The sequence below is a fragment of the Streptomyces sp. NPDC044064 genome, assembly GCF_056434245.1.
In genome coordinates, this window is record NZ_JBWKFN010000037.1 from 1 (window position 1) to 17,810 (window position 17,810).

Below are 17,810 nucleotides of genomic sequence, written 5' to 3' on the forward strand. Positions count from 1 at the left end.
CCCCCCCCCCCCCCCCCCCCCCCCCCCCCCCCCCCCCCCCCCCCCCCCCCCCCCCCCCCCCCCCCCCCCCCCCCCCCCCCCCCCCCCCCCCCACGGCCGGTTCCCAGGCCCGGCGCCGCCACGAGAGCCACGAGGACGCGGCACACCGGCGACCGCATCGCCTTCGGTACGGGTCAGTGCTCGCGCGGGGCGGGGACCACGCGCTCCACCTCGGGGTGGACGGTCAGCAGCTGCCGCATGGCCGACTCCGCCGCCGTACCGTCGCCGGTGCCGAGCGCGTCGACGATCCGCGCGTGCAGGGCGAGGGAGGCCTCGTTCGGCCGGTCACAGCCCGTGACCGGCCCGCCGGAGACCTGGAGGGCGGCCGAGACGATCCCGGAGAGGTGCTCCAGCATGCGGTTGCCCGCGATCTGGATGAGCAGCGCATGGAACTCCGCGTCGGCGCGCGAGAAGGTCAGCGCGTCCCCCTGGGCCATGGCGTGGCTCATGATCTCGACCATGTCGGACAGGCGCTGCTGCACCTCCTCACGTCCGTGCCCGGCGGCGAGGCGGGCGGCGAGCGGCTCGATCGTCCAGCGCAGCTCGCTCAGCTCACGGCGCTGGTCGTCGCGCTGCGGCCCGAAGGCCCGCCATTCGATGATGTCCGGGTCCAGGAGGTTCCAGTCGCTGACGGGCCGCACGCGCGTACCGACGTTCGGACGGGCGCTGACGAGGCCCTTGGCCTCCAGGACGCGGAGGGACTCACGGACGACGGTGCGGGAGACCTCGAAGCGCTGGCCGATCTCCTCGGGCACCAGCGGGCGGTCCGCCCCCAGGTCGCCGGAGACGATCATCTGCCCCAGCTGCTGGACGAGTTGGCCGTGCAGACCGCGTCCGCGGCTGCCCGCGGCACGCCGGCCCACGCGGCCCAGCTCGGGTTCCGCTCCGTCCCAGGCGGGTACTCCGACGCGGTCGGTCACCGGGACCTCGGCGTAGGGGTAGCGGTCGAGATCGCCCGGGCCGGTCAGACCAGAGTCTGCGGAGCGGGCGGCGGTCATCATGGTGTGCGCAAGGGTACTCACGCATCCTTTGTCGGCGTCGCCTCCAACTCCCTTGAGGTCTTTGGTGAAAAGCACACGAAAGGGTGATCGCTCACCCCGTCGCAATTGACGCCTTATCGGAAAGAAACGGGCTTTCTCCGGGGAGTTGTGCGCACAGCAGGGCCGCAAGCGTACGGACGGTCGTCATCGGACCCTGGCGCGAAGCGTCGTGACCAGATACGCGCACAGCAGCGCTGCCAGCGACAACGTCATTGCACCACCAACGGGTTGGGCGACGACCCGGGCCATGGCGAGCACATACCGATCCCCTCCGAAGGGCCACTGCAACAGAAGGACCTCCCGCATCCGCGCCGGGAGGCCGGCTGCCATCCCCACAGTGGGACCCTGTAGCCCCTGGTGCACGGCGGGCACGACGAGGACGGGTACGGCGAGAACGGCGGCGAGACCCGCCGTCGTGGACCGGAAGACACCGGACGCCAGGACACCGGCCCACGCGCAGCCGACGACCAGCCCTAGCCAACTCGCACTGAGTGAGAGCCAGTCCGAGGGAACTCGCGTCAGCTCCCGTCCGTAGACGAGATAGAGCGCTTCGGCGTCGCAGCCCACGGTGAGTATGGCCAGCATCAGGGCGGTGGCTCCGGAGACGAGGAGTTTCGCGGTGAGCAGCCCCAGCCGGCGGGGGACGGTCCCGCGGTCCGCCGCCAGCGCGGGGTGGCGGAACTCGTCTCCGAATGCCAGCGCACCGAGCAGCCCCGCCGCGAGCGCCGTGGGCGGCAGGGGAAGCTCCCGCGGCCACGCCGCGAAGAGCCGCGCCTGCGGGGTGTGGCCGAGCCTCGCCAGGAGTACGGCGGTGAGCGCTGACATCACCAGCACCGCCCCGCAGGTGAGGAATCCGGTGCCGATTCCGGTGGCGCGCCGGAGTTCGTAGCGCAGGGGGCGCAGCGGGCTGCGCGTGGGGCGGACCGAGATGGAGGGCGGGAGGGCGGACAGAGCATCGGGGGCAGGGGTGGCGTCGGCGCGCGAGGGTGCCGGTCGCCCGGCCTGTCCGGTCCGGGGCTGGGGGCCGGGTCTCCGGGCGTCCGGATTCCGGGCGCCGGGTACGGTCGTGCCGACCGCCAGCGTACCGACCGCGGTGGTGCTCACGGTGTCGGCTTCTGCTCCCGGCTCCGTGGACGCCTCCGGGGAATCGACCTCGCGTGCGGCCGCGAGGGGGCGGACGTCGGCGGCGATCGCAGGCGCACCGGCCGGAGCGGCCGGAGCGGCCGCCTCGGCACTGCCGGCCACTCCGGACGCGGCGGCGGCCACACTCGGGGCCGTGCGGTCGGCTCCAGGAGGAGGGCCGAGGGATGTACGGCCGGTTCCGGAGACGGTGTCGGCCTGCGACGACACCTCGGCCGAGATGTCGTCGGCGACCCTCGTGTGGCTCGACAGGGAGCCGTGGCCAGGAACGCCCTCGTGAGGCCACTCGTCGCCGGCACACTGCTCCGGCTCGGGCTCCCGCTCCGGCGTGGAGATTCCGGACGCCACCAGTTCGTGGTCCTCGGACGTGCGACCGGGCACTGCCTGCGCAGGGGGAGCGACCCGGCCCTCCGGCGACGCGCCGGACGCGGCTTGCTCCGGCTCCTGTGGCAAATGGTCCAATTCGACCTGCTCCGGCCCGGCGGCCGCCACCTCCGCATCGGCCGTTCTCGCCTCGTCCCCGGCTCCCGCTTCCGTACTCGGCCCCATGTCCCCGACCTCGTCGGCGAGTTGGTGAACGAGAATGCCGTGCCGGAAGGCGGTCTCGCCGATGTCGGCGGTGGTACTGCCATACACGGAGAGGCGGTTGCCGCCCTCCCGCACGACCTCGACGGACCGCTGGTCGGTCCGGGCCTCCTTGGCGAGCAGGGCCGCAAGGCGAGCGGCGTGGGGGCTACGGACGGCCACACGCGGACGCAGCCGGGTGCGGGCGAACTCCTTGACCTCCAGGTCGGCGACGATCCTGCCGTCGTCGAGGGTGACGACCCGGTCGGCCTCACGCGCGGCCTCCTTGGAGTCCGCAGTCGTGAACAGCACGGTGCCGCCCTGGGTCGCGTGCGCGCGCAGCATGCCGTGCAGCCAGCGCGCCTCGCGGGCGGAGAGCCCGTCGGCGGGTTCGTCCAGCACGAGCGTGTGCGGGTCGGGCAGGAGGGCGCAGGCCAGTCCGAGTCTGCGGTCCATGCCCCGCGACAGGGTGCCGAGGCGTTCCTCACGAAGGCTGACGAGGCCCACGACCTCGAGGACCTCGTCGGCACGCCGGGCGGGAACTCCCGCCGCCGCGCACAGCATGCGCAGATGCCCGCGCACCGAGCGGGCCGGATGGCCCGGTACGTCGCTGAGGAGTACGCCGACCTCCCGTGCCGGATGGGCGATCTGATGCAGGGGCCGGCCCTTGAAGTAGGTGATGCCGCGGCCCTGTTGGAGTTCGAGCATCAGCCTGAGCGCGGTCGTCTTGCCCGCGCCCTCCGCGCCGAGGAGCACGGTGACACGGCCGGCGGGCGCCTCGAAGGAGACGTCGTCGACGGCAGGCGGGTGACCCTTGCGGGGGTTGCTGGTCAGTCCGAAAGCCTGGATCACCTGCAGCAAGATAGCGCGGAGTGTCCGGTTTTTCGGGTATCAGCTGATCTGTTCTTCGATGGCGCGCAAGTCGGAGGGGACTTTTGTCCGCCGTTCGATGGATCAGACCTCGGGACGGAGCATCGGAGGGTTGAGCAAGGTGGCGCCGCCGGCCCGGAAGAGCTGGGCCGGCCGGCCGCCCTGGCGGGTGGTCGTACCGCCCGTCGGAACCAGGAAGCCCGGCGTTCCGGTGACCTTGCGGTGGAAGTTGCGCGGGTCGAGGGCCACGCCCCACACCGCCTCGTAGACCCGGCGCAGCTCGCCGACGGTGAACTCGGGCGGGCAGAACGCGGTGGCCAGGGACGAGTACTCGATCTTGGAACGGGCCCGCTCGACCCCGTCGGCGAGGATCTGGGCGTGGTCGAAGGCGAGCGGTGCCACCGGCTCGCCGTCGCGGCCGTACCCGCCCTGCTGGAGCAGCTCCTCGACCGGCGCCCAGCGCGCGTTGCTCGCGTCGCCGCCGGCCCGCGGTGCGGGCAGGTCCGGGGCGAGGGCGAGGTGCGCGACACTGACGACCCGCATCCGGGGGTCCCGCTTCGGGTCGCCGTAGGTGGCGAGCTGCTCCAGGTGGGCGCCGTTGTCCTGGGCCGGAGCCGAGGGGTCGTGGGCACGCAGCCCGGTCTCCTCGACCAGCTCACGCGCTGCCGCCTGGGACAGGTCCTCGTCGGCCCGTACGAATCCGCCGGGCAGTGCCCAGCGCCCCTGGAACGGCGGCTCGCCCCTGCGTACCGCCAACGCGCACAGGGCATGGCGGCGCACGGTCAGCACGACCAGGTCCACGGTGACGGCGAAGGGCGGAAAGGCTGACGGGTCGTAGGGCATGCGGCGATCATAGTCGTCTGCCTGACGATAAGCACTCCCTTCGTCTGCCGCACGGGCGGCGGTCCGCTTCGTTCCGGTATGGGGCGCGGGGTGGGCTCCCGTTCGTCGCGCCGGTCGCGTCGTACGAGGTCACAGTCCCAATTGCAGACCGTCCGCCGCCTCCTCGACCATGGCGAGTCCCAGTCGGCTGACCCGCACGGCGAAGGGAGCGCCCGCGACGCGCAGCCCTGTCAGACCGATCTCACCGACGGGAGCGCTCTGCACCGGGCGCAGGGTGACGGTGCGGGCGGGAGCGTCGGGCCGGATGCCCGCGAGCGTGGTGAGGACCAGGACCACTGAGGCAGCGGCGGTGGCCGCCGGACGGCAGGCCGCCGGGTGCGGGAGAGGCGCGCTCCCGGCGGAGCGCTGCTCCCCCGCGAACATCTCCGGTAGCCGGTGGCCGAAGTGCTCCGCTGCATCCAGCAGCCCCGTCAGCAGGCTGCCCGCCTCCTTCTCGTAGCCGGCGGCGGCCAGTCCGGCGACGGCGAGCGCGGTCTCGTGGACCCGAACGGCGCCGGTGCGGTGGCCGAACGGATTGTGTCCGGCCTCCTTGGTCCCGAGACCCCGCAGTCCCCAGCCCGCATCCATCGCGGGGCCGCCGAGCAGCCGGACGAGCTGCTCGGTCTGCACCTTGTCGAGCAGACCGGGAGCGAGCCCGCCGGCACCGAGCAGACCGGTGTCGAGGAGGTGCCCGGCGGCGGAGCCGAGGTGTGGAACGGGGCGGCCGTCCGGCGCCAGGGCCGCGGCCGGGCGTCCGCCGCCGCGGTCCTCCACCCAGAAGTCCGTGCGGAACGCGTTCCGGAGAGCCTGGGCCCACTGTCTCGACTCCGAGCCCCCCGGCCTGCCGTAGGCGTCGAGAAGATCGGCGCCGAGGACCGCGGCACGGTGGGCGTGCGCCTGCGTCTCGCAGCGGACCGGGCCTCCCGACTGCGGGTCGCGCAGGTAGGCGCCGTCACCGACGGTGGTCCGCAGCCAGGTCAGACAGCGCTCGGCGGCGGGCAGCAGCTCCTGTGTCTCCTGCTCGGGGAGCCCCCAGCGGCGGGCCTCGGCGAGCACGACGGGGAAAAGAAGCGTGGCCTCGGTGCCTGTGCACGCCGGCGGGAGGAGGGCCCCGGCGTCGCGTCGCGGACCGGGGATCAGGCCGGCTTGTGGGCCCCGGCCCGGAAGCTGGGTACGAGCGAGGGCGCGCAGCGTGCCCGCGGCGAGCCTGGTGCCGAGGGGCAACGCCATCCGGGCCGCGGCGAGCGCCTCTGCCGGGGCCATGCCGCAACGCCAGGGCGCGCCCGCCGCGAGATAGATGTCCGCTGGGTGCGCGGGGTCGCGCAGCAGCAGGGCCTGGAGGTCGTCGACGGCGGCCCGGAGGAGGGCTGGCACTCGCGGGTCGTCGCCGGCCGCCCGGGCGGACGCGAAGGGGCTCGTCGCGGCCTGGCCCACCGCGCGCAGCGGCCCAGCACCGTCCGGGCGTACTCGTAGTTCCACGCTCGCCGCTCCGCCCGGAGGCAGTTCCAGCTCCCAGCGCAGCAGTCCGGCGGAGGCCAGTGCGTCGGCTGGCGCCGGGTGGGCGGTGACACTGGCGCCGCCACCGGCCGAGGACCAGCGCAGGCCCGAGTCATTGACGCTGGCCGGGAGTTCAGGGCCTGTTCTGCCGGAGGCGATGGCGCCGAGGTCCGCCAGGTCCGAGCCGAGGGCGACCTCGAGCGGGAGGCGGAGGGGGCGTGGGGAGGCGTTCCGAAGTGTGATGCGCTCGGTTCCGTCGGCGCTGCGGGTCCGCTCGACGACGACGTCGGGATCCGGACCCGCCCCCGGGGAGACACGCAGCGTCCCCACGAAGCGTGCTCGGTCCGCCCCGGTCATCCTGGCCTGCACCGCGAGCGGTTCCCGCCCGGCGATGCGGACCTGACACCGCGAGAGCAGTCGCCGGCCGCCTCGGTAGAACCCCTCCAGTCCCCGTCCGGCCAGCTGTCCCTGTTCGCCGGAGATGGCGAGGCCCGGCAGGGCGACGCAGATCAGGGCGGTGTGCGTGGGCGGCAGGTCGGGAGCCGGCCGGGGCGTCGGGTACGGCATGCGCGGGGAAGCGCCGGGAGCCGGTGCGGTGGCGGGGCGGAGAGGCCGGCTCCTGGGCTGGGCCGAGCCGCGGGGCCGGCCGTCGACTGCCGGGGGGACGGAGGACGTGCCCGGAGGCGACGGTGGCCTGGGCGCACCGATGATTTCCGGTGCAGTGATCCCGGCACCGGGCTGTGGGAAGGGCGAGTGCCCGACCTCGGACAGGTGGCTCTCGTCGATGACGGAGAGCCGAGTCGGCTGCTGATGCATGCGATGGCTTCTTCTGCACTCGGTGCGCCTCGGGCCTGCTGCGTGCGGGGTGGAGCGCCCGGAGGGACAAGGGTCGTAGGGCGGCACGACCGGTCCAGGCGTTCCGCCACTCAGGTGAACGGAGAGGAGCTCCTCCTGGTCACGCCTCGCATCGGGCGAGCCGACCGAATGGCGGCGTGGCGGGCGCAAGCCCGGCACGGCACCTGTGCGGAGGAAGGGCCTCGTTCCCCGGCGCAGATTCTCTGCGCTCACCCGTCCCCCTCGGTCTCGCGCCGGCCGCCCGCCGCCGCGTTGCCGCGACTCGGGCTCTCACCGGTACGCGCGCGCTTGCCGTCCGGCTTCGCGCCACCCGGACGCGAGGGTCCGCCGTCCGGTGATCCGGGGTGGGAGCCGGTCGAGCGCCGCCGTGTGTCCTCCCCTCGCGGCGGTCGAGGTCCACGGTCGCCGCCCTCCGCGGCTCGCGGTCGCCGACGGCGACGGGAACCGCCGGTCCGCGAGGCGGGCTCACCGTGGCGCCCGTCCGTCCGGGCAGCTGCTCCGGGGCCTGCGACGGCCGTTTCCGGAAGCGTGCCGGGGGTCGCTTCCGCCTGCTCCGGGGTGTCGGTGCCGCCACGCCCCGCGCGTTCCGCACGCAGGCAGCGGCGGACCGACTCGGGGTCGAGCCCTTCGTTGCAGGCCTGATGGAGGAGGCGGGCGAAGAGGTAGTCGGGGTCCGCGCCCAGCGCCATCGCGAGGGCTTCTCGGGCCTCCAGCTCGTCGCCGGTGGACCAGGCGACCCAGCCCGCCAGGGTGAGCGGAGCGGCGGCGTGTTCACCGTACGGCCCGACGCAGCGGCGGGCGAGTGCGCGCCAGAGCCGCAGAGCCGGACCGGCCTCGTCGCCCTCCATCCACGCGGCCGCCCGGTCGCGGGTCGTGCGGTCCTGGAGTCCGAGGATCAGCGTCGCCCCCTCGTCGTGGGTGAGCAGTTCGTCGTCGCGGAGGTCGGCCGGGTGCGTGCCGGACACCGGCGCCGCCGCGGCGAACCTGTGAATGATCCGCTCGGCGAGATCGAGGGTTTCGTCCGCCACGCTCTGCCGGGCCGTGTCGTCCAGGATGCGGGGCACCAGGGACATCCCGGCCGCGTCCAGGGCGACCTCCTGTGCCAGAGCGGCACTGGTCTCCCAGGGCAACAGCCTGGCCCTCAGCTCACGGAGCGTGCCGCGCACCTGGATCCCCGCATAGGTGGCCGCGGCGGCCAGCACCGAGGTGCCGGGCAGGCCCATCGGCGTTCCGTCGGCGGGGCAGCATCCCGCGACCGCGCAGCTGTAGGACCAGAAACGTCCGTCCGAGATGCACAGTGCCTCGACCACGGGTGCGTCGAGGTCGCCGCATTCGGTGCGCAGCTGGGCGATCAGCGGCTCGAGGCGGAGCATCACGTCCCGGCCGGTCTCGCCCCGGCCCGGTTCCTGGCAGACGTAGGCGACCATCTGCCCGGGCCGCCTGCCGCGCCGCTCGCTGCTGGTCACCAGCCCCCTGACCAGCTGCTGCACGGCCGCCTCCCAGTCCTCGGTGTTTGCGGGGATGCCCAGCCTGGCCCGGCCACCGAACCTGCCGCGGCCTTCCCGGTCATGCAGGGCGACCAGCACGATGCTGTCCTCGGGGCGGTAGCCGAGCAGATAGGGCAGGGCGTCGGCCAGCTCGGCCGGGGAGCGCAGAGTGACCTGGGTGTCGTGCGCGGACTGCTCGTTCAGCGGCTCTCGTCCCGCGATGTCGCCGTTTTCGAAGGGTCCGGCCGTTTCGCTGTGATTCGTCATGCGCAGACGATCTCGCGGATCACGAGATTCCGGTTGAGCCTGTGGATAACTCGAATCAGGGACACGACAAGACCGTCCGGCCGTGGGCGCTCCACCCACGGCCGGGCCGTCGCGGTCGTCCGCTCGCGGCCGGCCCCCGCCCGGTTGTCAGTCGCGTCCTGTTGTATGGGACGCATGGAGCACACGAGCAACGCGGACCTCCGGGCACAGGCCGACACCGTCCTCGCCCGGCTCGTCGGGGACGCCACGGGCACGGCCCGGCTGCGCGAGGACCAGTGGCGGGCGATCGAGGCGCTGGTCGCCGACCGGCGCCGGGCCCTGGTCGTGCAGCGCACGGGATGGGGCAAGTCCGCGGTGTACTTCGTGGCGACCTCGCTGCTGCGGGCCAGAGGCGGCGGACCCACGGTGATCGTCTCCCCGCTGCTCGCGCTCATGCGCAACCAGGTGGAGGCCGCGGCCCGCGCCGGAATCCACGCCCGGACCATCAACTCCTCCAACACCGAGGAGTGGGAAGCCGTCCAGACCGAGATCGAGGCCGGCGAGGTCGACGTGCTGCTCGTCAGCCCGGAGCGGCTGAACAACCCCGACTTCCGCGACCAGGTCCTGCCCAAGCTCTCCGCGGCGACCGGACTGCTCGTGGTGGACGAGGCCCACTGCATCTCCGACTGGGGCCACGACTTCCGACCGGACTACCGCCGGCTGCGCACCATGCTCGGTGAACTTCCGCCAGGTGTCCCGGTGCTGGCCACCACAGCCACGGCCAACGCGCGCGTGACCGCCGACGTCGCCGAGCAGCTCGGCACGGGTGGCTCCTCCGACGCCCTGGTGCTGCGCGGGCCGCTGGACCGGGAGAGCCTGAGCCTCGGTGTGCTGCGACTGCCCGACGCCGCGCACCGGATGGCCTGGCTCGCCGACCACCTCGACGACCTGCCGGGTTCCGGCATCATCTACACCCTCACCGTGGCCGCCGCCGAAGAGGTCACCGCCTTCCTGCGGCAGCGCGGGCACGCCGTCACCTCGTACACGGGCCGGACGGAGAACGCCGACCGGCAGCAGGCCGAGGACGATCTGCTCGCCAACCGCGTCAAGGCACTGGTCGCGACCTCCGCGCTCGGCATGGGCTTCGACAAGCCGGACCTCGGATTCGTCGTGCACCTGGGGTCGCCCTCCTCCCCCATCGCCTACTACCAGCAGGTCGGCCGCGCGGGCCGTGGCGTCGAGCACGCCGAGGTACTGCTGCTGCCGGGCAGGGAGGACGAGGCGATCTGGGAGTACTTCGCGTCGCTCGCCTTCCCCTCCGAGGATCTGGTGCGCCGCACTCTGGACGTTCTCGCCCGGGCGGCCGGCCCCCTGTCGCTCCCGGCACTCGAACCCCTGGTGGAACTGCGTCGTTCCCGGCTGGAGACGATGCTGAAGGTCCTCGACGTGGACGGAGCGGTGAACCGCGTCAAGGGCGGCTGGACCGCGACCGGGCAGCCATGGTCGTACGACGCCGAGCGATACGACTGGGTGGCGCGGCAGCGCAAGGCGGAGCAGCAGGCGATGCGCGAGTACGCCGCCACCACGGACTGCCGGATGGAGTACCTCCAGCGCCAGCTCGACGACGAGGGCGCCAAGCCCTGCGGCCGGTGCGACAACTGCGCAGGGCCGCGCTTCACCGCCGACATGTCCACGTCGGCCCTGGACGCCGCACGTGTCGACCTGGACCGTGCCGGGGTCGAGGTGGAGCCCCGCCGTATGTGGCCGACCGGCCTCCCGGCGATCGGCATCGACCTCAAGGGGCGTATTCCGGTCGGTGAACAGGCCTCGTCCGGGCGGGCTCTGGGTCGGTTGTCGGACATCGGCTGGGGCAACCGGCTGCGCCCCCTGCTGGCACCCCAGGCCCCGGACGCGCCCGTGCCGGACGACGTGGCGCGAGCCGTGGTGGAGGTGCTGGCGGACTGGGCGAAGGGCCCCGGCGGCTGGGCCTCCGGGGCGGCCGGCGCGCAGTCCCGGCCCGTGGGTGTGGTTACCGTCGCCTCCCGCACCCGGCCGACGCTGATCCACTCCCTGGGCGCCCGTATCGCCGAGATCGGCCGGCTGCCCCTGTTGGGCTCCGTGGAGTACGCCGGCGACGCGTCACGGGTGTCACGCAGCAACAGTGCCCAGCGTCTGAAGGCCCTCGACGGATCGCTGACCGTGCCGCCCGCCCTCGCCGACGCGCTCGCCGAGGCTCGTGGTCCGGTCCTGCTGGTGGACGACTTCACGGAGACGGGTTGGACCCTCGCGGTCGGGGCACGTCTACTGAGAAGGGCCGGCGCCGCCGGGGTGTTGCCCCTGGTGCTGGCCGTCCAGGGCTGACCAGCCGTGGCGCGTGGGGTGCGTCGGCGCTCGGACCGGCGCACGTATGTGCCGTGATCGAACGCCGCAGGGGTCGTCAGGGGCACTTGTGGGTAGGGATATAAGCCACGCTCCACCAGATAACAGTCGGTGGCCCCAATTGCTCGTTGCCGCATCCCAGTTCGACAGGAAGAATTGAAGTCCGCTCCCCGCACGGCTCGTCCGTGATCCGGCTGGGCTTTGCTGCGGTGCGCGGTCCCCCGAAATCCGACCTCGCCCGCAGTGTGGGCGCGTAGCCGAAGGGAGGAACGTGACCTTCGGATTCGCCTCGTCCTCGGCGGCCTCGTTGTCGACGTCCGCGTCCGCCGCTTCCGCCAGCCGCCTGCTCGAGCCCGCGGAGTGGGCAGCCGCCGGAATCCCCCTGCTGCGCAATCCCCGTGAGGTCGTCAGCGGGCTGCACGCCCGCCATCGTCCCAAGCCGTCCATGGCGATCGTGGCCGTGCTGGATCCAGAGGAACGGCTCTGCGCCAGCGCCTCGTTCGTGCGCCGTCCGGCGCCCGCCGACGGCTGGATGTTCCGCAACGCGCTGCTCGCCCAGCTGCGCCGGGTCATTCCGCACGACCTGCGCCGACGCACCCCGGTGCGCACCGCTGTACTGCTCTACTGCCGTGAGGGCGATGCGCGTTGGACCGAGGAGGACGGCGCCTGGATGTGGGGGCTGCGCGACGCCTGCACACTGCACGGGCTGCGCTGCGGGGCGTACATCACGCTGACCGGTGACGGCTGGCAGGTGCTCGGTGAGGGGCGCGGCGGACGCCGGCCCAGCACCCACTCGCAGCCGGAGCCCTTCGCCACGTCGGAAGTCCCGGCCCTGGCACCACGTACCGGCGGCCCGGTCTCCGAGGTGCTGCGCCGCGCGGCCGCTCGCTGAAGGGCCGACCCGGGTTCGGCCGCGTACGAGTCACGCGACACCGAGGCTCGTACGCGGTGCGGTACGGCCCGCACGAGATCCGCGGGTCCGCCCGGCGCGCGGACGCACAGCCTTCGCACTGCCGCCCGGACGGTCCGACAGGCGGCCGTCCCCGGAGGAGGAACGGCCACCACCAGTCATCCGGGCACGCCGAAAGCAGCACCGTACGGCTGCCCTCGGAGCCGCCTTCGTCGCCCCGGCACCCGAGGTGCCGGGCGGGACTCAGACGACCGCGCCCAGCACCGAATTGATCTGCTGCGGGTCACCGCAGACGATCAGCAGCGCACCGGCCCGGGAGTGGGCCAGCGGAAGGGCGGTGGCGGCAGCGTCGGCGGAATCGCCGTTGACTGCCACGACGACCACGGGGCGGGACGCGGCACGGGAGGCGATGGCAGCGTCCGTGTAGAACACGTCGTCACCGGCGTCATGCTGCGCCCAGTAGGAGGCTTCGCCGAAGGACAGTTCGTGCTCGGCCCACGGGTGCTGGGAACCGGTGGTGATCACCAGCACGTCTGCGGGGGCACGGCCCGAGTCCAGGAGCAGGTCCACCGCCTCGTCGGCTGCGTCGAGCGCACCCTCTGGCGAGGCCGGGATCAGCTGGATCTGCGGGGTGGCCGCCGGGGCGGCTGGAGCGGCCGGGCCCGACGGGCCTGGCTTGGACGGAGCCACGTCACGCTGCGTCCGCTGCACCGGCGGCGTGGGCCGCGGAGGGCCGGGACGACCGGGGCGCGACGGAGCCGCGGGGCGGGGGCCGGGTACGGGGCGGGGGGTCGGCGCGGTACGGCCGCTGGCGGGCGTGGCGCGGGGACCCTGGGCACTCTCGTGAATCTGAGGCTCCTCGGGAATGAGAGGCATGAGCTGATATTTATCAAACGTTGGTGCGGCGCGGGTGACCGGGTGGCACATCAGTGCGATCGGAACCGTCAGAAATCGAAGCCGAGCTGACCCTCGATTTCCGGAGCGCTTCCGTCCGCCCAGCTGCGGACCTTCTTGAGGTGCCGCCACTGGGGCAGCGAATCAAGATACGCCCACGACAAGCGGTGGTACGGGGTGGGTCCCCGTACCTCCAGTGCGGCCTTGTGCACGGGCGACGGATACCCGGCGTTGTCCGCAAATCCGAAGTCTGCATGGTCGATGCCCAGTTCGGCCATCATTTTGTCGCGCTGAACCTTGGCGATCACCGACGCCGCCGCAACGGCCACGCACGACCGGTCGCCCTTGATCACCGTGCGCACCTTCCACGGGGCACCGAGGTAGTCGTGCTTCCCGTCGAGGATCACGGCTTCGGGGCGGACCGGCAGAGCGTCCAGGGCACGGACGGCGGCGAGCCGCAGCGCGGCGGTCATCCCCCGTTCGTCGATCTCCTCGGGGGAAGCATGCCCCAGGGCGTAGGCCGTCACCCACGACTGCAGTATCTCGGCCAGTTCCGTGCGCCGTTTCACGGTCAGCAGCTTGGAATCGGTCAGACCCTCGGGCGGCCGGCGGAGTCCGGTGATCGCCGCACAGACGGTGACGGGCCCTGCCCAGGCTCCCCGCCCCACCTCGTCGACACCGGCAATGACCTTCGCTCCGGTCGTGGCGCGCAGGGAGCGCTCGACGGTATGAGTGGGTGGTTCGTACGGCATGGCGTCCTTAGCCTACGCCGCCGAGATCGTCGCGCGACACCCCAGGTCCCCCCGGTCGGCGCGAAGGTCGTCGGCGGCCGGGATCAGGCGCCGTGCGGCCGCAGCAGCGGAAGCATCAGCTGGTCGATCATGTCTTCCAGATCCTGCTCACTCCATTCGCTGCCGCACATCTTCGAGCGGTACATCATCATCGCCGGGATGGCGTCGAAGACGTAGCCGTTGGCCGCGTCGGACCGCACCTCTCCTCGCCCTATACCCCGAGTGATGACCTCGCGCAGCAGCTTGATGGTCGGCTCGACCACTCCTTCGAAGATCACGCCATGGAAGCGCTCGACCTGCGCTGGATCGCATTCGTGAATCACTGCGCGCAGCGCGAAACCGGGGCGCGAGAACATGGCGTCCCGCGCTCGCCGGCACAAGGCCAGCAGGTCCTCGCGCACGCTGCCGAGGTCGGGCACCTCCTCGAAGCGGGGCAGTCCGGCCTCGAGCGCGTCGGCGACCAGGTCCTCCTTGGAGGGCCAGCGACGGTAGACCGCGGCCTTGCCGGTCTGGGCGCCTGCGGCGACACCCTCCATCGTCAGGCCGTTCCAGCCGACCGTGCTGAGCTGCTCCAGGGCGGCGTCCAGAATTGCGCGCTCGAGCACCGCGCCGCGCCGACGAGGGGAAGCCGCCTGAGCAGGGGCGGCCGTCCAGCGCGAGGTAACCATCCGAGTTTCTCCAGCAGGCAAGGGGAAGCGGGTGTTCCGGGGCGGGGCTGCGTCGCGCCGCAGCAAGGGGGGACGCGGTGCGCGACACAGAATTAAGTGAACGCTTGCGTTCACTGTTGGGGACTCACTACCGTTGACGCGACAGTGAACGCGAGCGTTCACTAACGCCTTTGTGGGGGACCCATAGTGACAACCTCTCAGCTCATCCAGGAACAGAAACCAGGAGCGGCCCGCCGGGAGGGGCATCCCGGCATAGCGCTCACCGTTATCGCGGCCTGCCAACTCATGGTGGTGCTCGACGCGACGATTGTGAACATCGCGCTCCCGCACATTCAAGACGCACTCAAGTTCAGCACCACGGACCTCACTTGGGTGGTCAGCGCCTACACGCTCACCTTCGGCGGTCTGCTGCTCCTCGGTGCACGGGCCGGTGACATCCTCGGCCGGCGCCGTGTGTTCATGACCGGAATCCTGCTGTTCACCTTCGCCTCGCTGCTGGGCGGCCTGGCCCAGGAACCCTGGCAGCTGCTGGCCGCACGCGCCCTGCAGGGCGTGGGAGGCGCGATCGCATCGCCCACGTCGCTCGCGTTGATCACCACCACCTTCCCCGAAGGCCCCGAGCGCAACCGGGCGTTCGGGGTGTTCGCCGCGGTGTCGGCGGGCGGCGGTGCCATCGGGCTGCTCGCGGGCGGCATGCTGACCGACTGGCTCGACTGGCGGTGGGTGCTCTTCGTCAACGTGCCCATCGGCGTGCTGATCGCCACACTCGCGCCGCTGTACATCAGCGAGTCCCAGCGGCACCCGGGGCGGTTCGACATCGCGGGTGCGCTGACGTCGACGGCGGGCATGGCCTCGTTGGTGTACGGGTTCATCCGCGCCTCCGAGGACGGCTGGAGGGACGGGCTCACTCTCGGCTCGTTCGGCGCGGCGGTGGTTCTTCTGGTGGCCTTCGTCTTCACCGAGCTGCGGGCGAAGGAACCGATCACCCCGCTCAAGATGTTCCGCGACCGCAACCGCTCGGGCACCTATGTGGTCATGCTGAGCCTGGCGGCCGCGATGTTCGGCATGTTCTTCTACATCGTGCTGTTCGTTCAGAACGTGCTCGGCTACAGCCCCATCAAGGCCGGCCTGGCCTTCCTCCCCGTGACGGTCGCCATCGCGGTCGGCGCGGGTCTGTCGCAGCGGTTCCTGCCCACGCTCGGCCCCAAGCCGTTCATGATGACCGGCTCGGCGCTCGTGGCGATCGGGCTTTTCTGGCAGACCTTCATCACCCCTGACAGCTCCTACGCCGGCGGGATCCTGGGCCCGATGCTGGTCTTCGGTTTCGGCATGGGCCTGAACTTCGTGACGGTCACCGTCACGGCGGTCTCCGGTGTCGCCCCGCACGAGGCGGGCGCGGCCTCCGGGCTGCTCAACGCCACGCAGCAGGTCGGCGGATCGCTGGGCCTGTCCATCCTGACCACCGTCTTCGGCTCGGCGAGCACGGACGAGGCGAAGAAGCAGCTGCCGAAGTTCCTCGCGCAGGGTACGCCGGAGCAGCAGGCGCAGTTCGCCAAGACGCACCAGCTGCCCGCACCCTGGGGAAGCGAGGTGCTCGCCCACGGCATCGCGATCGCCTTCATCCCGGCCGTGGCGATGGCCGGACTCGCGTTCCTCACCGCCTGGACGGCGATCAAGGTCCGCAAGAGCGACCTCGAAGCCCTCGCCGGCACGGCGGGCCCGGGAATGGGCTGAGCCCAGCACAGCAACGACCGACACCGCCCTCACCCTCCTGCCCCTGGTCCGCCGCCTGCCCGAGCCGAGCCCTCGTCCGGTTCGCTCGGGCGGCGGATACCGGGACAACGGGCGGCAGTCACACAGAGTTCCCACAACGCACGGAGAGTTGCAGAGGCCGCTACACCTCTCAGAGACCTGCGGGCACCCAGTCCGGCAGCGCCTCGGTCCGCTCCGCCCACTGCGCGGGCGGCGCCCCCGCCTTGCCGGACGCGAGCACCCCACCCACGATCGCGCAGGTGGTGTCCACGTCCCCGCCCACCTGGGCGGTCGTCCAGAACGCCGTCTCGAAGTCGGCGAGGGACCGCGCCGCGGACCAGAGCGCGAAGGGGACGGTGTCATGGGCACTCGTACGGCGTCCGCACCCCAGAACGGCGGCGACCGTGCCCGCGTCGCCGTAGTCGAGCATGTCCCGGGCACGGCGCAGCCCGGCACCGACGGCGCTCTTCGGCACGAGGGCGATCACGCCGTCGAGGAGCGCTTCGGGGCTGGGCGGGCCGTCGGGCGAGGCCGCCAGCGAGGCGGCCGCCGCGACGGCCATCGCTCCGACCACGGCCTCACGGTGCTGATGCGTGGGATAGGCCGAGATCTCAGCCTGGTGGGTCGCCTGCTCCGGATCGTCCGCGTACCAGGCGCCCAGGGGCGCGATGCGCATCGCGGCGCCGTTGCCCCAGGAGCCCCGTCCACCGAAGAGGGCCGCGGCCAGCTCACGCCAGTCCTGGCCCTCCCGGACGAGGCGGAGCAGCCGGTTGACGGCGGGGCCGTAGCCGCGGTCGAAGTCGTGGTGCTCGGCGAAGGAGCGGGCCAGTGCGTCCTGGTCGAGGCGCTGGTGGGCGGCCAGGACGGCCACCACGGAGCAGGCCATCTCCGTGTCGTCGGTCCACTGCCAAAGACCCACGGGCGTCTCGCGGCTCTTGAGCAGGGGGTAGTTCACCGGGACGAAGAACTGCGAGCCCAGCGCGTCTCCCACCGCCAGTCCGCGCAGGCTGGCCAGGGCGCGCTCCAGGCGCCGGAGGGAAGAGGAGTCAGCGGTCATCGCTCTGCCACTCTATCCGGTGACCCAGTACGGCACTGGGTCCCGCCAGCGCTCGAAGGGCCGGTCGAGGGTGTACTTGTCATCATCCCCGAGAACGAGCATCCGCATCTCGGCGTTCCCGGGGTTCGACAGCGACTCGAATTCCGCGACCGTCCAGTGGAACCAGCGCATGCAGAACAGCCGCATCGCGAGTCCGTGGGTCACCAGGAGCACGTTCGGCGGATGGTCGGGGGCCTCGAAGCTGCGAAACAGGCTCTCCAGGAAGCCGCCGACCCGGTCGTACACGTCGGCGCCGGACTCCCCCTGCGGGAAACGGAAGAAGAAGTGGCCGTACGCGTCCCTGTACGCCTTCTGCAGGCGCACGTCGTCGCGGTCCTGCCAGTTGCCCCAGTCCTGCTCGCGCAGCCTGGGTTCCTCCCGCACCCGTATGTGGTCCGGGTCGAGGTGGAAGGCGCGCAGGGTCTCGAGCGTACGGCGGTACGGGGAGACGTACACGCTCACGCGTTCCCGGCCGAAGACCTCCCGGAGCCTCTTGCCGGTCTCCTCGGCCTGCTGCCAGCCGCGTTCGGTCAGTGCGAGAGCGTGGTCGGGCTCCCGCTCGTACACGGAGTCATCAACATTGCCCGTTGACTCGCCGTGCCGGACAAGGACGATGCGCCGTGGTCGTGCCATGCCAAAACCCTAGATCGTGCCGGGGACGGTCGAGCACTCGAACGGGCCCCTTACGGCGTAGGTCACA

The 17,810-nt window shown here is 72.3% G+C and carries 13 protein-coding genes; 3 read left to right on the forward strand and 10 right to left on the reverse strand.

What is annotated here, in order from left to right:
• Positions 1-173: 173 nt before the first annotated feature.
• The 5 genes from AC07DS_RS39785 to AC07DS_RS39805 form a co-directional block, all read right to left on the reverse strand.
• Complete coding sequence (locus AC07DS_RS39785; RefSeq protein ID WP_479153599.1) at positions 174-1,061, reverse strand: FadR/GntR family transcriptional regulator; 888 nt, start codon at positions 1,059-1,061, stop codon at positions 174-176.
• 162 nt (positions 1,062-1,223) lie between these two features.
• Positions 1,224-3,635, reverse strand: a complete 2,412-nt coding sequence (locus AC07DS_RS39790) for an ABC transporter ATP-binding protein (RefSeq protein WP_479153602.1) — start codon at positions 3,633-3,635, stop codon at positions 1,224-1,226.
• 102 nt (positions 3,636-3,737) lie between these two features.
• On the reverse strand, positions 3,738-4,496 hold the full coding sequence (locus AC07DS_RS39795; RefSeq protein ID WP_145882949.1) for an NUDIX hydrolase: 759 nt from the start codon (positions 4,494-4,496) through the stop codon (positions 3,738-3,740).
• Positions 4,497-4,625: 129 nt separating this feature from the next.
• Entirely contained in the window at positions 4,626-6,599 is a 1,974-nt protein-coding gene (locus AC07DS_RS39800) for a glycogen debranching N-terminal domain-containing protein (protein ID WP_479153722.1), read from the reverse strand.
• Positions 6,600-7,096: 497 nt separating this feature from the next.
• Entirely contained in the window at positions 7,097-8,641 is a 1,545-nt protein-coding gene (locus AC07DS_RS39805; protein WP_479153605.1) for a DUF4192 domain-containing protein, read from the reverse strand.
• Positions 8,642-8,815: 174 nt separating this feature from the next.
• On the opposite strand from AC07DS_RS39805, the gene AC07DS_RS39810 reads away from it, so the two are divergent.
• Positions 8,816-10,981 carry a RecQ family ATP-dependent DNA helicase gene (locus AC07DS_RS39810; RefSeq protein ID WP_479153607.1) on the forward strand — a complete coding sequence of 722 codons (2,166 nt, stop codon included), beginning with the start codon at positions 8,816-8,818 and terminating at the stop codon, positions 10,979-10,981.
• A 289-nt stretch (positions 10,982-11,270) separates the two neighbouring features.
• Positions 11,271-11,891 (forward strand): hypothetical protein, encoded by a 621-nt coding sequence (locus tag AC07DS_RS39815; RefSeq protein ID WP_479153612.1) that lies wholly within the window; start codon positions 11,271-11,273, stop codon positions 11,889-11,891.
• A 261-nt stretch (positions 11,892-12,152) separates the two neighbouring features.
• Here the strand turns inward: AC07DS_RS39815 and AC07DS_RS39820 are convergent, their stop codons facing one another.
• From AC07DS_RS39820 to AC07DS_RS39830, 3 genes are all read right to left on the reverse strand, one after another.
• Positions 12,153-12,785, reverse strand: a complete 633-nt coding sequence (locus tag AC07DS_RS39820; RefSeq protein ID WP_479153615.1) for a hypothetical protein — start codon at positions 12,783-12,785, stop codon at positions 12,153-12,155.
• A gap of 68 nt (positions 12,786-12,853) precedes the next feature.
• On the reverse strand, positions 12,854-13,555 hold the full coding sequence (locus tag AC07DS_RS39825) for a ribonuclease HII (protein WP_145882955.1): 702 nt from the start codon (positions 13,553-13,555) through the stop codon (positions 12,854-12,856).
• A gap of 83 nt (positions 13,556-13,638) precedes the next feature.
• Complete coding sequence (locus AC07DS_RS39830; protein WP_479153619.1) at positions 13,639-14,262, reverse strand: TetR/AcrR family transcriptional regulator; 624 nt, start codon at positions 14,260-14,262, stop codon at positions 13,639-13,641.
• Between the two features lie 186 nt (positions 14,263-14,448).
• Here AC07DS_RS39830 and AC07DS_RS39835 point away from each other — a divergent pair, with 186 nt between their 5' ends.
• Positions 14,449-15,996, forward strand: coding sequence for an MFS transporter (locus AC07DS_RS39835; RefSeq protein ID WP_479153620.1), 1,548 nt, complete (start codon positions 14,449-14,451; stop codon positions 15,994-15,996).
• Positions 15,997-16,165: 169 nt separating this feature from the next.
• On the opposite strand, the gene AC07DS_RS39840 is transcribed toward AC07DS_RS39835, so the two are convergent.
• Together AC07DS_RS39840 and AC07DS_RS39845 are read right to left on the reverse strand one after the other, a co-directional pair.
• Positions 16,166-17,071, reverse strand: coding sequence for an ADP-ribosylglycohydrolase family protein (locus AC07DS_RS39840; RefSeq protein ID WP_479153622.1), 906 nt, complete (start codon positions 17,069-17,071; stop codon positions 16,166-16,168).
• 12 nt (positions 17,072-17,083) lie between these two features.
• A complete protein-coding gene (locus tag AC07DS_RS39845) occupies positions 17,084-17,743 on the reverse strand; it encodes a histidine phosphatase family protein (RefSeq protein ID WP_479153623.1) in 660 nt (219 codons plus the stop codon).
• Positions 17,744-17,810 lie beyond the last annotated feature (67 nt).

Bases quoted from the DNA above. Each gene is read 5' to 3' on its own strand.
- AC07DS_RS39795 (WP_145882949.1), bottom strand. From the start codon at position 4,496: ATGCCCTACGACCCGTCAGCCTTTCCGCCCTTCGCCGTCACCGTGGAC.
- AC07DS_RS39800 (WP_479153722.1), bottom strand. From the start codon at position 6,599: ATGCCGTACCCGACGCCCCGGCCGGCTCCCGACCTGCCGCCCACGCAC.
- AC07DS_RS39805 (WP_479153605.1), bottom strand. From the start codon at position 8,641: ATGACGAATCACAGCGAAACGGCCGGACCCTTCGAAAACGGCGACATC.
- AC07DS_RS39810 (WP_479153607.1), top strand. From the start codon at position 8,816: ATGGAGCACACGAGCAACGCGGACCTCCGGGCACAGGCCGACACCGTC.
- AC07DS_RS39820 (WP_479153615.1), bottom strand. From the start codon at position 12,785: ATGCCTCTCATTCCCGAGGAGCCTCAGATTCACGAGAGTGCCCAGGGT.
- AC07DS_RS39825 (WP_145882955.1), bottom strand. From the start codon at position 13,555: ATGCCGTACGAACCACCCACTCATACCGTCGAGCGCTCCCTGCGCGCC.
- AC07DS_RS39830 (WP_479153619.1), bottom strand. From the start codon at position 14,262: ATGGTTACCTCGCGCTGGACGGCCGCCCCTGCTCAGGCGGCTTCCCCT.
- AC07DS_RS39840 (WP_479153622.1), bottom strand. From the start codon at position 17,071: ATGACCGCTGACTCCTCTTCCCTCCGGCGCCTGGAGCGCGCCCTGGCC.
- AC07DS_RS39845 (WP_479153623.1), bottom strand. From the start codon at position 17,743: ATGGCACGACCACGGCGCATCGTCCTTGTCCGGCACGGCGAGTCAACG.